Origin of the sequence: Burkholderia sp. E168m15 (assembly GCF_016586105.1) — a bacterium.
Taxonomy (GTDB): Bacteria; Pseudomonadota; Gammaproteobacteria; order Burkholderiales; family Burkholderiaceae; genus Burkholderia; species Burkholderia orbicola.
The window spans coordinates 36489-50182 of sequence record NZ_BCPO01000162.1 but is presented as its reverse complement, the minus strand read 5'-3'; the positions used below and the strand labels follow the sequence as shown (position 1 = coordinate 50182).

General features: G+C 67.7%; 12 protein-coding genes. 7 read left to right on the top strand and 5 right to left on the bottom strand.

The window, feature by feature from the left end:
• Nucleotides 1-107: 107 nt before the first annotated feature.
• Complete coding sequence (locus JMF86_RS24035; protein ID WP_011548296.1) at nt 108-1028, bottom strand: LysR substrate-binding domain-containing protein; 921 nt, start codon at nt 1026-1028, stop codon at nt 108-110.
• Between the two features lie 108 nt (nt 1029-1136).
• Here JMF86_RS24035 and JMF86_RS24030 point away from each other — a divergent pair, with 108 nt between their 5' ends.
• Both JMF86_RS24030 and JMF86_RS24025 read left to right on the top strand, forming a co-directional pair.
• Nucleotides 1137-2219, top strand: a complete 1083-nt coding sequence (locus JMF86_RS24030; protein ID WP_011548295.1) for a tartrate dehydrogenase — start codon at nt 1137-1139, stop codon at nt 2217-2219.
• Between the two features lie 175 nt (nt 2220-2394).
• A complete protein-coding gene (locus tag JMF86_RS24025) occupies nt 2395-3705 on the top strand; it encodes an MFS transporter (protein WP_201317161.1) in 1311 nt (436 codons plus the stop codon).
• A 120-nt stretch (nt 3706-3825) separates the two neighbouring features.
• Here JMF86_RS24025 and JMF86_RS24020 read toward each other — a convergent pair whose 3' ends face one another.
• From JMF86_RS24020 to JMF86_RS24005, 4 genes are all read right to left on the bottom strand, one after another.
• Nucleotides 3826-4323 carry a shikimate kinase gene (locus JMF86_RS24020; RefSeq protein ID WP_041489419.1) on the bottom strand — a complete coding sequence of 166 codons (498 nt, stop codon included), beginning with the start codon at nt 4321-4323 and terminating at the stop codon, nt 3826-3828.
• 216 nt (nt 4324-4539) lie between these two features.
• Nucleotides 4540-5877, bottom strand: coding sequence for an argininosuccinate synthase (gene argG / locus JMF86_RS24015; RefSeq protein WP_006479599.1), 1338 nt, complete (start codon nt 5875-5877; stop codon nt 4540-4542).
• 317 nt (nt 5878-6194) lie between these two features.
• On the bottom strand, nt 6195-7265 hold the full coding sequence (locus JMF86_RS24010; RefSeq protein WP_011548292.1) for an FUSC family protein: 1071 nt from the start codon (nt 7263-7265) through the stop codon (nt 6195-6197).
• A gap of 148 nt (nt 7266-7413) precedes the next feature.
• Nucleotides 7414-8946 carry a sensor domain-containing diguanylate cyclase gene (locus JMF86_RS24005; RefSeq protein ID WP_011548291.1) on the bottom strand — a complete coding sequence of 511 codons (1533 nt, stop codon included), beginning with the start codon at nt 8944-8946 and terminating at the stop codon, nt 7414-7416.
• Between JMF86_RS24005 and JMF86_RS24000 the strand changes: the two genes are divergently transcribed.
• The 5 genes from JMF86_RS24000 (at nt 8885) to JMF86_RS23980 (ending at nt 13665) form a co-directional block, all read left to right on the top strand.
• Entirely contained in the window at nt 8885-9127 is a 243-nt protein-coding gene (locus tag JMF86_RS24000) for a hypothetical protein (protein ID WP_166488157.1), read from the top strand. The two genes, JMF86_RS24005 and JMF86_RS24000, sit on opposite strands and share 62 nt — an antisense overlap.
• A gap of 404 nt (nt 9128-9531) precedes the next feature.
• On the top strand, nt 9532-11067 hold the full coding sequence (locus JMF86_RS23995; RefSeq protein WP_041489418.1) for an amino acid permease: 1536 nt from the start codon (nt 9532-9534) through the stop codon (nt 11065-11067).
• Between the two features lie 264 nt (nt 11068-11331).
• Nucleotides 11332-11577: a DUF3717 domain-containing protein gene (locus JMF86_RS23990; protein ID WP_012338561.1), complete on the top strand. Its 246-nt coding sequence runs from the start codon at nt 11332-11334 to the stop codon at nt 11575-11577.
• A gap of 262 nt (nt 11578-11839) precedes the next feature.
• Entirely contained in the window at nt 11840-12757 is a 918-nt protein-coding gene (locus JMF86_RS23985; RefSeq protein WP_006479595.1) for a LysR family transcriptional regulator, read from the top strand.
• Nucleotides 12758-12867: 110 nt separating this feature from the next.
• Nucleotides 12868-13665, top strand: coding sequence for an alpha/beta fold hydrolase (locus tag JMF86_RS23980; protein ID WP_011548288.1), 798 nt, complete (start codon nt 12868-12870; stop codon nt 13663-13665).
• The last annotated feature ends 29 nt before the right edge of the window (nt 13666-13694 follow it).

Below are 13694 nucleotides of genomic sequence, written 5' to 3'. Positions count from 1 at the left end.
TTCATCGGGGGCCGAACGGCCAGCCGTGCAGCCGTATAGGGCGAGTCGGGGTGTGCGCGTGCATCACGCATCGACACCCGACACACACGGCGTATGGAACGGGCGCGCTACACCGCCCTGAGCCGCCCCAATTCTTCCGCCAGGAAGTCGACGAACGCGCGAATCCGCGTGGACATCTGGTGACGCTGCGCATACACCGCGTAGATGTCGGCGCTCGGCGTTTCATGATCGGGCAGCACGACCACCAGCCTGCCGTCGGCGAGATAGTCGCGCAGATCCCATTCCGCACGCATCAGGATGCCGTGCCCGTCGAGCGCCCACTTCACCGCGATCTCGCCGTCGTTCGTCGTCAGGTTGCCGTTGATCCGCACGGCTTCCGTGTGGCGGGCCGCGCCGCGCCCGCTCGTCAGGCGCCACACGCCGTAACCTTCGTCGCCTTGCCGGATGCCGATGCAGTTGTGCCGCGTCAGGTCGTGCGGCGTGCCGGGCACCCCGTGCCGCGCGAGATACGCGGGCGCCGCGCACAGCAGCCGGCGGTTCGGCGCCAGCCGCCGCGCGACGACGCGCGTGTCGGGCGGCTCGCCGAAGCGAATGCACACGTCGAACGCGTCGTCGGTGAGCGGCGGCGGCATCACCGACAGCTGCAACTGCACCGACACTTCCGGATAGCGCGCGACGAAACGCGAGATCGCCGGGCCGACGTGGCTGCGCCCGAACCCGAGCGTCGCATTCACGCGCAGCAGCCCCTTCGGCCGCTGCTTCGCGCTGCCGAGCAGCTCGCCGAGTTCGTCCATCTGGTCGAGAATCCGGCGCGCGTATTCCAGGTACACGTCGCCTTCGGGTGTCAGCATCATCCGCCGCGTCGTGCGATTGACGAGCGTCACGCCCGCGCGCCGCTCCATCTGCGTGAGCCGTTTGCTGACGGCCGCCGCGGTCAGCCCGAGTTCGCGCGCGGCCGCGCTCAGGCTGCCCGACGCGGCCAGCGTCGAGAAGAAGCCGAGATCGGCCGGCTGGACGGTATCCGCCATGACGGGATTCGTGAATTGAAGTTAAAGATGCTTTGAGTATAGCCCCGGTTTACACACTCCCGGTTCGGTAAAGTGCGTTCACGCTCACGATCAATCGAGGATGTCCGCATGAAGACCTACCGTATCGCAACGATTCCCGGCGACGGCATCGGCAAGGAGGTGGTGCCGGCTGGCAAGCAACTGCTGGAAGCGCTGGCCCGCAGCAGCGACCGTTTCGCGTTCGAGTTCGAGGATTTCGACTGGGGCGCCGATTACTACCGCCGGCACGGCGCGATGATGCCGGCCGACGGCCTCGACGCACTGCGCGGCAAGGACGCGATCCTGTTCGGCTCCGCGGGCGACCCGGACGTGCCCGACCACGTGACGCTGTGGGGGCTGCGCCTGAAGATCTGCCAGGGCTTCGACCAGTACGCGAACGTGCGCCCGACGCGCATCCTGCCCGGCATCGACGCGCCGTTGAAGCGCTGCGGGCCGGACGACCTGAACTGGGTGATCGTGCGCGAGAACTCCGAAGGCGAATACGCGGGCGTCGGCGGCCGCGTGCACCAGGGCCATCCGATCGAGGCCGCGACCGACGTGTCGATCCTCACGCGCGCCGGCGTCGAACGCATCATGCGCTTCGCGTTCCGGCTTGCGCAGTCGCGGTCGCGCAAGCTGCTGACCGTGATCACGAAGAGCAACGCGCAGCGGCACGCGATGGTGATGTGGGACGAGATCGCGAAGCAGATCGCGCAGGAGTTTCCCGACGTGACGTGGGACAAGGAACTCGTCGATGCGGCGACCGCGCGCATGGTCAATCGCCCGGCGTCGCTCGACACGATCGTCGCGACCAACCTGCACGCGGACATCCTCAGCGATCTCGCCGCCGCGCTCGCGGGCAGCCTCGGCATCGCGCCGACCGGCAACATCGATCCCGAGCGCCGCTATCCGTCGATGTTCGAGCCGATCCACGGCTCGGCGTTCGACATCATGGGCAAGGGGCTCGCGAATCCGGTCGGCACGTTCTGGTCGGTCGTGATGCTGCTCGAACATCTCGGCGAGACGGAAGCGGCCGCGCGCGTGATGCATGCGATCGAGGCGGTGACGGCCGACCCGTCGCTGCATACGCGCGACCTCGGCGGCAGCGCGACGACCGCGCAGGTGACGGCGGCCGTCTGCGAGCGCGTCGCGAACGCGGCGATCGCGGCCTGACGGCGGCGCGGGGCGGGCGGCCGCGCGCGTGCGCAGCCACCCGGGCGCCGACCGTTCGTTTCACTCACGCATTTTTTCTGCCCGCGACTCGCGCATCCGACGCGAGCCGGGCGCCGGCCGGCGCTCGCGGTCCACCGACCGACGGCGTACGGCCTGACCTCGAAGGAGGAGACACATGCAAGCGGATCTGGAAACCCGCGTCGCGCGGAAACTGATGTGGCGCATCATTCCGTTCGTGATGCTGCTTTACTTCGTCAGCTTTCTCGATCGCGTGAACGTCGGCTTCGCGGCGATGACGATGAACAACGCGATCGGCCTGTCGCCGACCGCATTCGGGTTCGGCGGCGGCCTGTTCTTCATCGGCTATTTTCTGTTCGAAGTACCGAGCAATCTGATTCTCCATCGTGTCGGCGCGCGCATCTGGATCGCACGCGTGATGATCACGTGGGGCATCGTGTCGGCCGTGTCCGCGTTCGCGGCCGGGCCGACCAGCTTCTACGTGCTGCGTTTCCTGCTCGGCGTGGCGGAAGCCGGCTTCTTCCCCGGCATCATCCTGTACCTGAGTCTGTGGTTTCCCGCGAAGCAGCGCGCGGTGGCCGCCGCGTGGTTCATGGCGGCCGCGCCGATCTCGACCGCGATCGGTTCGCCGCTGTCGGGCGCGATCATGCAGATGCCGCCGATGTTCGGGTTCGCCGACTGGCAGATGCTGTACATCGTCGAAGCGCTGCCGGCGGTCGTGCTCGGCTTCGTCGTGCTGAAGCGCCTGACCGATGCGCCGTCGCAGGCCGCGTGGCTGCGCGCGGACGAGCGCGACTGGCTGATCGCGAAGCTGAAAGCGGAAGCGGACGCGCGCCACACGCACGCCGGGCACACGGCTGGTGCGTGGCAGGCGCTGCGCGACCCGCGTGTGCTGGCGCTCGCGCTGATCTACTTCGGCACGTCGGCGGGGCTGTATACGCTCGGGCTGTGGGCGCCGCTGATGGTCAAGCAGTTCGGCTTCAGCGCGTTGCAGACGGGCCTGCTGACCGGTATTCCGAGCATCGCCGCCGTGGTCGCGATGATCGGGTGGGCGCGGCATTCGGATCGCACCGGCGAGCGCACGTGGCACGTCGTGATTCCGTGCGTGCTGGCGTGCATCGGCTTCGTGTTCGCGGGGCAGGCGAGCACGGCGCTGCTGACCGTGCTCGCGCTGGTCGTCGTCAACATCGGGATCAGTGCGGCGAAGGCGCCGCTGTGGGCGATGCCGAGTGCGTTCCTGTCGGGGGCCGGCGCGGCGGCGGGGATCGCGATGATCAATTCGATCGGCAATCTCGGCGGGTTCGTCGGGCCGTTCGCGATCGGTTGGCTCAAGCACGCGACGGGCGGGTATGCGGCGGGGCTGTACGTGGTGGCCGGCACGCTCGCGGTGTCGGCGGTCGTCACGCTGATGCTGAGCCGCAAGGGGGTGCGGGAAGCGGCCGTGCCGGGCGTGCGGCATCACTCGTAAGCGCGGCAATGTGCGGTGCGGGGCGGCCGGACGGGCGCGTGGCGTACCCGTCCGGCTTCATGCGTGGCGGCGCGCGATCAGCGGTGCGTGGCGTCAGTCCATGTTCGCGCGCGGGAGCCGCTACGAGGCCGTCGCCGCGACCTGCTGCGCGATGCGTGCCGCACACGCATCGGGTGTCGCATCGGACGTATCCAGCACCATCTCGCTGAACGCCCGCGCCGCATACCCTTCCCGATACATCTCGGCGATCCGGTTGCGCTCCCAGTCCGTCAACGCACGCGAGCCGCGATTCGACGCCGCGACCGCTTCGGGCGGCGCGAGCGTGACGACGAACAAGCGCGCGTCACGCGCGTCGCAGGCCGCGCGCAGCCGTTCGAATTCCGCTTCGCCGATCGGGTAGGCGATGACCAGATGGCGTTCGCGTGCGGTTGTGACCTGCGTAACGAGGCGTTCGAGCGCGATCGCCCATTGCACGTCGAACGGCGCGTCTTCGGGCGCATCGTGATCGTCGCCGTCGATGAAGCGCGCATCGGGCAGCACGCGTGCGAGCGCGCGGCCGATCGTCGTCTTGCCGCTGTTGATCGGCCCGTTCAGGTGAATGACGGTCAGGATGGTCATGAGTCGACGCAGGAATCGGACGATTCGCAGCTTGCCATGACTGGCGCGGCGGTGCAGTGCCGTTGAGGCGTCACGCGGCGGGATGCGAATACGGCGGGAAAGCGGACAGGCGGGGAGAGGGGAAGCGGCAGGCTGCGTGCGTAACGATGCGCCACACGGGCAGCCTGCCCGACCGTGCCGCATACGACGATGCGGCACGGCGTCGAACGACGCGACTTACTTGTCGCCGTCGCCCTTGATCTGCGGCAGCGCCGACGTTTCGCCCGGCGTCAGCAGCCCGACTTGCGAATACACGCGCAGCTTGTCGCGCGTATCGGTGATGTCGAGATTGCGCATCGTCAGCTGGCCGATCCGGTCGCGCGGCGAGAACGTCGATGCCACCTTCTCCATCGACAGGCGTTCCGGCTGATACGTGAGGTTCGGCGACTTCGTGCTCAGGATCGAGTAGTCGTTGCCGCGGCGCAGTTCGATCTTCACTTCGCCGGTGATCGCGCGTGCGACCCAGCGTTGCGCGGTTTCGCGCAGCATGATCGCCTGCGGGTCGAACCAGCGGCCCTGGTACAGCAGGCGGCCGAGGCGGCGGCCGTTCTCGCGGTACTGCTCGATCGTGTCTTCGTTGTGGATGCCGGTGACGAGACGCTCGTACGCGATGTACAGCAGCGCGAGGCCCGGGGCTTCGTAGATGCCGCGGCTCTTCGCCTCGATGATCCGGTTCTCGATCTGGTCGCTCATGCCGAGGCCGTGGCGGCCGCCGATGCGGTTCGCTTCCAGCAGCAGCTCGACCTGATCCTTGAACTCGACGCCGTTCAGCGCGACCGGCTGGCCGGCTTCGAAGCGCACCGTCACTTCCTCGGCGGCGATCTTCACGTCGTCGCGCCAGAACGCGACGCCCATGATCGGGTTCACGATCTTGATGCCGCTTTCGAGGCTTTCCAGATCCTTCGCCTCGTGCGTCGCGCCGAGCAGGTTCGAGTCGGTCGAATACGCCTTCTCGGCCGACATCTTGTATGCGAAGCCGGCCTGGTTCATGAATTCGGACATTTCGGCACGGCCGCCGAGCTCATCGATGAACGTCTGGTCGAGCCACGGCTTGTAGATCTTCAGATCCGGGTTCACGAGCAGGCCGTAGCGGTAGAAGCGCTCGATGTCGTTGCCCTTGTACGTGCTGCCGTCGCCCCAGATGTTGACGCCGTCTTCCTTCATCGCGGCGACGAGCATCGTGCCGGTCACGGCGCGGCCGATCGGCGTCGTGTTGAAGTACGTGACGCCGGCGGTCGTGATGTGGAACGCGCCGCTTTGCAGCGCCGCGATGCCTTCGGCGACGAGCTGCGCGCGGCAGTCGATCAGGCGGGCGCCGGCTGCGCCGTATTCGATCGCGCGTTTCGGGATCGCGTCGTAATCGTCTTCGTCGGGCTGGCCGAGGTTCGCCGTGTATGCGTACGGGACGGCGCCCTTCAGTTTCATCCAGTGCAGCGCGGCGCTGGTGTCCAGGCCGCCGGAGAAGGCGATACCGACCTTCTGGCCGGTCGGGAGGCTTTCGAGAATCGTGCTCATAGGAATTACCGTGGATTGAAGCCGGTGGGATCGTATTTCGCGGAATATGCGAGTATCGGCTGTCCGGGAAGTTGGGGCAAGGGTTGATTTTGGTGCGGAACCGGCGTCGCGCCTGTCGCGGCGGGCCTGACGGGCGGTGAGCCGGCTGGAGAACACCGTGCCGGACGGCGTTGTATCGCCGCCGAAACGCGCGCGGACGAGCCGGCCGCCGGCCGATTTCCGGGGCCGGATCGGCCGTCAACCCAGTTCGCGCTCCTCGGCGCGTCGCTTCATTTCATCGAAAGGCATATGAAAGAATTGCGCGCCCATCCGGCCCCTCAGATATTCCACGACCGAGCGGTATCGAGCAGCCGCTCGCGCAACTGATCGACTTCGCCGGCCAGCTTGGCCGTGATCGACACGTAGCCGGACAACTGCGGCGGCGGCGCGTCGTGCAGCGGGTCGACTGGCCGCCGGCGCGGGGCGAGCCGGCTCGGCGTGCCGAACTTGAGCGCGCGGCTCGCGCCGACCAGCGTGTCGCGGATGCGCCGGTTCAAGGTCTTCATCTCGACGCGCATGTATTCGCGGGCCGCCACGTCGTCGGCGGCCGGCAGCGCGCTCGACAGGATTTCCAGATAACCGATGCACAGGCGCAGGCTGCGCTGGATCGCCTCGAGCTGCGTCATCGACGTCTCGCATTCCTTCGACACCGACGGCATCAGCGAGCGCAACTGCACGAGCAGCGTGCTCAGCGCGGCCATTTCCTTCAGGTGCGCGTCGTCGGTGACCTGACGGTCGCCCGCGAGCCGCGCATGCACGGCCGCGCACGCGCGTAGCGCGTCGGCGAGCTTGTAGCGCCACGAATAGGTCGCGTAGAGCGGCAGCGCGAACGAGAACGCCAGCGCGATCGCGATGCCGGCCAGCACGTTCACCGCGCGCCACAGGCCGTCGACGATCTCGTTGTCGCCGTGCCCCGCGACGATCACCATCGTGATCGCCGACAGCAGCGCGATGTAGCCGGCCTTGCCGATCGCGTGATACGCGCAGACGCCGCACCAGACGGCCATCAGCAGGTAGATCGCGAACGGCGCGTGCAGGAACGAGTAGAGGAGGATCAGCCCGAGCCCCGCCAGCGCGCCGATCGACGTGCCGAGCGCGCGCTCGGCCGCCTTCTTGCGGATGTTGCCGTGATGCTGCAGCCCGCCGACGACGATCAGCACGGTGATCGTCGACCACTCGCCATGCGGCACATTCAGCCCCGTGGACAGCGCGATCGACACGAGCACCGCGAGCGCGACGCGCGCCGCGTGGATCAGCTTCGCGTGCCGGTAGCGGCGGTACGGGTCGAGCAGCGGGCGGAGCGCGTGGCGCACGAGAGGCGGCAGTCGGGTCGGGAGCGGGGCAGTCATGACGAAGCGGAAGTGGCCGGAACGCGCACGGCGGCCCGCGCGGGCCGGCGCCGCGCCGCCTGCGCAGCAGACGTAACGCTAGCCGAACATAGGTGGGCTGTCCACGGCGGGGCCGCCGGGCAGCCGCGTCCGACCACGGGACGGCGCGTCACGCGTCGGCCGCGGTCGACTGCGCGTCCAGCACGCGGTTGCGGCCGCCGGACTTCGCGCGGTACAGCGCTTCGTCGGCGCGCCGCAACAGTGTCGCGGCGTTCATCCGGCCGTCGTCCGCGGTGGCCGTGCCGATGCTGACCGTGACGCGCCCGTACTGGCTCTTCACGTGCTCGATCCCGAGCTCCGCGATCGCGCGCCGGATGCCTTCGGCGACGGTGGCCGCGCCTGGCCCGTCGGTGTCGGGCAGCGTGACGACGAATTCCTCGCCGCCGTAGCGCGCGACGTGATCGCTGTCGCGGCGCAGGCAGCGCGACAGCGATTGCGCGACCTGGCGCAGCACGTCGTCGCCGGCCGGGTGGCCGTAGTAGTCGTTGAACGCCTTGAAGTGATCGACGTCGACGAACAGCACGGACAACGGCCGGCCGCTGCGCGACGCGCGCTGGGTCTCCTTCGCGAGCACCGTGTCGAACGTGCCGCGGTTGTCGAGGCCCGTCAGCGAATCGGTGTGCGCGAGCCGGTACAGCTTCGCTTCGGCCTCCTGCCGGCGTTTCAGCTCGCGCGACAACGCGAGCGAGCCCCACGCGATGAACGCCGTGAACAGGCTCATCAGCACGATGGTCCAGATCGCGCGGTGGTGCCACGACGCGTAGATGTCGATCTCGGCGGGCGCGACGTCGACGATCAGCGGCAGCCCGGCGAGATGCTTGTAAACATAGACCCGCCGCACGCCGTCGATGGCGCCGACCCCGGTCAGCTCGCCGGTGCGGCTGCGTTGCGCGTCGATGAACAGCGGCGAGTCGTGCAGGTCGAGGCCGACCACCCGGGTGTCGTACGGCAGGCGCGATACGAGCGTGCCGTTGTCCTCGACGATCGCCGCGCTGCCGTGCCGGCCGACCGCGAGGCCGTCGAGCAGCGCGCGGAAGTAGTCGATGCTGAGCGTGCCGACGACGATCCCGCCGAAGGTGCCGTCGGGCCGGTTGATCCGGCGGCTCAGCGCGATCGTCAACGCGCCGCCGCGCAGCCGCGACGCATACGGCCGGCTGATGTAGAGGCCGGGGGCGAGCCGGTCGCGATGCACGGTGAAATAGTCGCGGTCGGCGAAATTGCCTTGTCGCGCGGGCGACGCGCTCGAATCGATCGCGATATTGCCGTGCGCATCCATTACGAAAATCGAACCGAGATAGGCGCCGGTCGCCGCGCGATCGAACAGTAGCCGGTGGCGCTGGCGCGGCGGCAATGTCATCAGTTCCGGATCGGCCACGCCATCGACGACGTTTTGCAGCGACAAATCGTAGAGTTCGATATTGCGCGCGATATCGCGTTCGATCAGCAGCATCAGGTTGCGCGCATTTTCGACCGCATGGCCATACGCGTCGCGTCGCGCCTCGATTAATAGCGACGTGGAAAGTCCCCAACTGAACATCAGCAGGACGATGCCCGCCACGAGTACGCCGCGGGGCGACAGAATGCGTGCCACGATCGACGCGGTATGGCGGCGCAGCGTGGCGGGCAGCGGGAATGACTTCATCCTCGGGGGTGGCGGGCGGCGGCTACTCGCGTCACTGGCGGTTCCACGCGCTGATTATTTTGAATTAAGCGTCATTATCCCGCGAATTCCTGAAATTCGCGCGCGCATGCAAAACATGCATGCGGCGACGGCGATTCGAAACGGTTACGCATCATTACCGCAGTGCGCGCGGGCGATTTGATTTGAATCAATCGCCAGTGTCGGCCTTTTCGTCTGATTAATAACGCGCTGATCGGTCGATTTTGCGTATTGAATCCGGTATTTGGCGGATCGAGACAGGATTACGCGCGGCGGGGGAAATGAAAATCGAATGACCCGCCGTCATCGAGGTTTTCACGACGCCGGGCGGCAGTGGCGCGGCCGACACGGCCAACCCGTTGATTCTGCAAAATCCGCGGCGGTGGCGGCGGGCGGGGCGAGCGCAGCTGCCCCCCTATCGAATCAGGTAGAATCCGCGCTTCGCCGCAGGCGCCCGCCGCGCAACGCGTATCGGGGCCGCATCGAATGCATCGCAGGACGCGTCCCGCGCTCCGATACCGCATGCGCCGGCTACGGATGCCGGCCTGCTCAACGTTCGTCTCGTTTATGTCCGCCATTCCGAATTCCGACCCACCCGGTTCGTCCGCGAACCCACCCAAGCTTCATCGCGCGCTGAAGGCGCGCCACCTGACGATGATCGCCATCGGCGGCTCGATCGGCACGGGCCTGTTCGTCGCGTCCGGCGCGTCGATTTCGCAGGCCGGCCCCGGCGGCGCGATGGTCGCGTACATGCTGATCGGCCTGATGGTCTACTTCCTGATGACGAGCCTCGGCGAAATGGCGGCGTTCATGCCGGTGTCGGGCTCGTTCGCGACCTACGGCGCGAAATACGTGGACGAAGGCTTCGGCTTCGCGCTCGGCTGGAACTACTGGTACAACTGGGCGGTGACGATCGCGGTGGAGCTCGTCGCCGCGCAGCTCGTGATGCACTACTGGTTCCCGGACGTGCCGGGCGTGTGGTGGAGCGCGGCGTTCCTCGCCGTGATGTTCCTGCTCAATGCGCTCACCGTGCGCGGTTTCGGTGAAGCCGAATACTGGTTCGCGCTGATCAAGGTCGTCACCGTGGTCGCGTTCATCGGCGTCGGGCTGCTGATGATCTTCGGCATTCTGAAGGGCGCGCCGGCCAACGGCTGGGGCAACCTGACGATCGGCGACGCACCGTTCGCGGGCGGGCTGCCGGCGCTGATGGGCGTCGCGATGATCGCGGGCTTCTCGTTCCAGGGCACCGAGCTGATCGGCGTCGCGGCCGGCGAATCGGAAAACCCGCGCACGACGATTCCGCGCGCGGTGCGCCAGGTGTTCTGGCGCATCCTGCTGTTCTACGTGTTCGCGATCTTCGTGATCGGCGTGCTGATTCCGTATACCGACCCGAACCTGCTGAAGACGGACGTGACCGACATCGGCGTGAGCCCGTTCACGCTGGTGTTCCGCCACGCGGGTCTTGCCTTTGCCGCTGGCGTGATGAACGCGGTGATCCTGACGGCCGTGCTGTCGGCCGGCAACTCGGGCATGTACGCGTCGACGCGGATGCTCTACAACCTCGCGACCGAAGGCCGCGCGCCGAAGGTGTTCGCGAAGCTGTCGCCGGGCGGCGTGCCGCGCAACGCGCTGTATGCGACCACCGCCGTCGGCGCGCTGTGCTTCTTCACGTCGCTGTACGGCGACAAGACCGTCTACCTGTGGCTGCTGAATACATCGGGGATGACGGGCTTCATCGCGTGGCTCGGCATCGCGGTCAGCCATTACCGGTTCCGCAAGGGCTACGTGAAGCAGGGTTACTCGCTCGACCAGTTGCCGTATCAGTCGAAGTGGTTCCCGTTCGGCCCGCTGTTCGCGTTCGTGCTGTGCCTCGTGATCGCGCTTGGCCAGGATTACCAGGCGTTCCTCGCGAACCGGATCGACTGGGCCGGCGTGGCCGCGACCTATGTCGGCATTCCGCTGTTCGTCGTCGTGTGGCTCGGCTTCCGGTTCCTGAAGAAGAGCCGGTTCGTGCGCTACGAGGACATGGAGATCGCGCCGTGGATCGCCGCGAGCCGCGGCGCGCAGCGGCAGCCGGTGACGAACCGCGAAACCACGGGCTGACGCCGGCGCGGCAGGCGGCCGCGCGACGGTCGACGAAACGGGAAGCCGCGCGCTTCCCGTTTTTTTTGCCCGGCTATTGCCTGCACGGGGTCAAAGCCGGTTATATTGCCCGACCCTACCGGGCCACGGCCCGGCCGGCGCGACAGGCGCGGCGCGGATCGGCATCCGGCGCGCGCGACGCGCGGCGGCCGGCGAGATACCCGGCGTTTTCATCGTTCCAGCCGGGTCGACATGGCCCGCGGAGCGCGCAACCCAGAGGAATCCATGAGCGCATCACCCGCCGAGCGGAAGGCCGGACCCGTTTCCATCGTGCGAATCGAAGCCGCGATCAATGCGTGGCGCGAAGTGTACCCGCCGGCGCCGGACGGCGAGGACGGCTACGCACTCGACGCCGGCAGCAACTGCCTGGCCGAGCTGTACGGCACGATGATCTGCTATCAGTTGCCGGACGTGCCGCTCGACTCGCTGAGCCACGAGCAGCGCGACGCGTTGTACGCGACCGAGGTGTGATGCGGTCGGCACGATGCCGCGGCGCGGCGTCGGTGAACGAACGGGAAGCCACGCGGCTTCCCGTTTTGCTTTGCGCGGCCTCGGGCGTCGCCAAGAGCACCACGCGGCTCGAGCCGGTTTCGGCGCCGGCTGAGGTATCGTGACGGGATCGGGAAGCAGGCGATCGAGGAGGCCGGTACGAAGCCGGCGAGGGTGACCGGTGCGGACGCTGTCCGCGCGGCGCCGGATGAGCGTCCGTTGCCTGTCCCGGGAGGATTCGAACATGGAGTTGAGACATCTCCGCTACTTCGTCGCGGTAGCCGAAGAGCGGAATTTCACGCGGGCGGCGGAACGGCTGCATATCGCGCAGCCGCCGCTGAGCCGGCAGATCCAGCAGCTCGAGGAAGCGCTCGGCGTGCCGCTGTTCGAGCGCACCGCGCGGCCGCTGAAGCTGACCGATGCCGGGCGCTTCTTCTATTCGCACGCGGTGCAACTGCTCGCGCAGACCACCGAGCTCGAATCGATGACGAAGCGGGTCGGCAAGATCGAGCGCAGCATGTCGGTCGGTTTCGTCGGCTCGACGCTGTACGGGATGCTGCCGAAGATCATCCGGCGCTTTCGCAGCGAATATCCGGCCGTCGAGCTGAGCCTGCACGAGATGTCGACGATGGACCAGATCAAGGCGCTGAAGGAAGGGCGCATCGACGTCGGGTTCGGCCGCATCCGCCACGAGGACCCGAGCGTGCGGCGCGTCGTGCTGCGCGAGGAGCGGATGATCGTCGCGCTGCCGGTCGGCCACGTGCTCGACAGCGCGAAGCCCGTGCTGTCGCTGCACGATCTCGTCAACGACACGCTGATCATCTTTCCGAAGGCGCCGCGCCCGAGCTATGCGGACCAGGTACTCGCGGCCTTCCACGACCGCGCGTTGCAGCCGCGCAGGATCTACGAGACGCGCGAGTTGCAGATCGCGCTCGGCCTCGTCGCGATGGGCGAGGGCGTGTCGGTCGTGCCGCAGAGCGTGTACGGGCTCAAGCGCGACGACATCAGCTACAAGCCGCTCGACGATCCGAACCTCGTGTCGCCGATCATCATGAGCATGCGCATGCTCGACGAATCGGAGGACATCCGCGCGATGCAGGCGCTGATCTACCGGCTGTACGACGAAGCGCAGATGGAGTATCTGCCGCCGCAGCCCGAATGAACGCACGGGCGGCAGGGGCTTTTCTTGACGCTGCGCGCGCCGGCAGGCCACCATGCCCGAATTCGATGCGGCTGCCGACGGGCGGCCGCTTTCATGCAGACGACCGACACATGACCGATATCGTGACCGAGGAGACGACCATCGAGACGCCGCAAGGGCGGCTCTTTGCGAAACGCTGGCATGCGGGGCCGGCACGGCACGCGGCCGCGCCCATCGTGCTGCTGCACGATTCGCTCGGCTGCGTCGACCTGTGGCGCGACTTTCCCGCGCAGCTCGCCCGTGTGACGCAACGCGACGTGATCGCGTACGACCGTCTCGGTTTCGGTCGCTCCGATCGGCATCCGGGCACGCTCGGCACGACGTTCGTGCGCGACGAAGCCGATCATGCATTCGCTGCGGTACTGGAACAGCTCGGCGTCGATGCGTTCGTCGCATTCGGGCACAGCGTCGGCGGCGGGATGGCAGTCGGTTGTGCGGCCGCGCATCCAGCGCGTTGCCGCAGCCTCGTGACGGTCGCCGCGCAGGCGTTCGTCGAGGATCGCACGCTGGCCGGCATTCGTGACGCGGGGCGGCAGTTCGACGAACCGGGGCAACTCGACCGGCTCGCGCGCTATCACGGCGACAAGGCCGAATGGGTGCTGCGCGCGTGGGTCGATACGTGGCTGTCGCCGGCATTCCGCGACTGGAGCCTCGACGACGACTTGCCGCGCGTGCAGTGCGCGACGCTCGCGATTCACGGCGAAGACGACGAATACGGGTCCGACGTGCATCCGAAGCGGATTGCCGCGCGCGTCGCGGGGGCGTCGTCGTTCCTGTTGCTCGCGCGCTGCGGGCACATGCCGCACCGCGAGCGGACGGACGACGTGCTGGCCGCTGTCGCGACGCTGCTGCGCGACGCGGGCGCCTGAGCGTTCGTCATCGCCAGCGGGCGGATGCC

Bases quoted from the DNA above. Each gene is read 5' to 3' on its own strand.
- JMF86_RS24020 (WP_041489419.1), bottom strand. From the start codon at position 4,323: ATGACCATCCTGACCGTCATTCACCTGAACGGGCCGATCAACAGCGGC.
- JMF86_RS23995 (WP_041489418.1), top strand. From the start codon at position 9,532: ATGTCCGCCATTCCGAATTCCGACCCACCCGGTTCGTCCGCGAACCCA.
- JMF86_RS24025 (WP_201317161.1), top strand. From the start codon at position 2,395: ATGCAAGCGGATCTGGAAACCCGCGTCGCGCGGAAACTGATGTGGCGC.
- JMF86_RS24005 (WP_011548291.1), bottom strand. From the start codon at position 8,946: ATGAAGTCATTCCCGCTGCCCGCCACGCTGCGCCGCCATACCGCGTCG.
- JMF86_RS24030 (WP_011548295.1), top strand. From the start codon at position 1,137: ATGAAGACCTACCGTATCGCAACGATTCCCGGCGACGGCATCGGCAAG.
- JMF86_RS24035 (WP_011548296.1), bottom strand. From the start codon at position 1,028: ATGGCGGATACCGTCCAGCCGGCCGATCTCGGCTTCTTCTCGACGCTG.
- argG (WP_006479599.1), bottom strand. From the start codon at position 5,877: ATGAGCACGATTCTCGAAAGCCTCCCGACCGGCCAGAAGGTCGGTATC.
- JMF86_RS24000 (WP_166488157.1), top strand. From the start codon at position 8,885: ATGCGTGCCACGATCGACGCGGTATGGCGGCGCAGCGTGGCGGGCAGC.
- JMF86_RS23980 (WP_011548288.1), top strand. From the start codon at position 12,868: ATGACCGATATCGTGACCGAGGAGACGACCATCGAGACGCCGCAAGGG.
- JMF86_RS23985 (WP_006479595.1), top strand. From the start codon at position 11,840: ATGGAGTTGAGACATCTCCGCTACTTCGTCGCGGTAGCCGAAGAGCGG.
- JMF86_RS23990 (WP_012338561.1), top strand. From the start codon at position 11,332: ATGAGCGCATCACCCGCCGAGCGGAAGGCCGGACCCGTTTCCATCGTG.
- JMF86_RS24010 (WP_011548292.1), bottom strand. From the start codon at position 7,265: ATGACTGCCCCGCTCCCGACCCGACTGCCGCCTCTCGTGCGCCACGCG.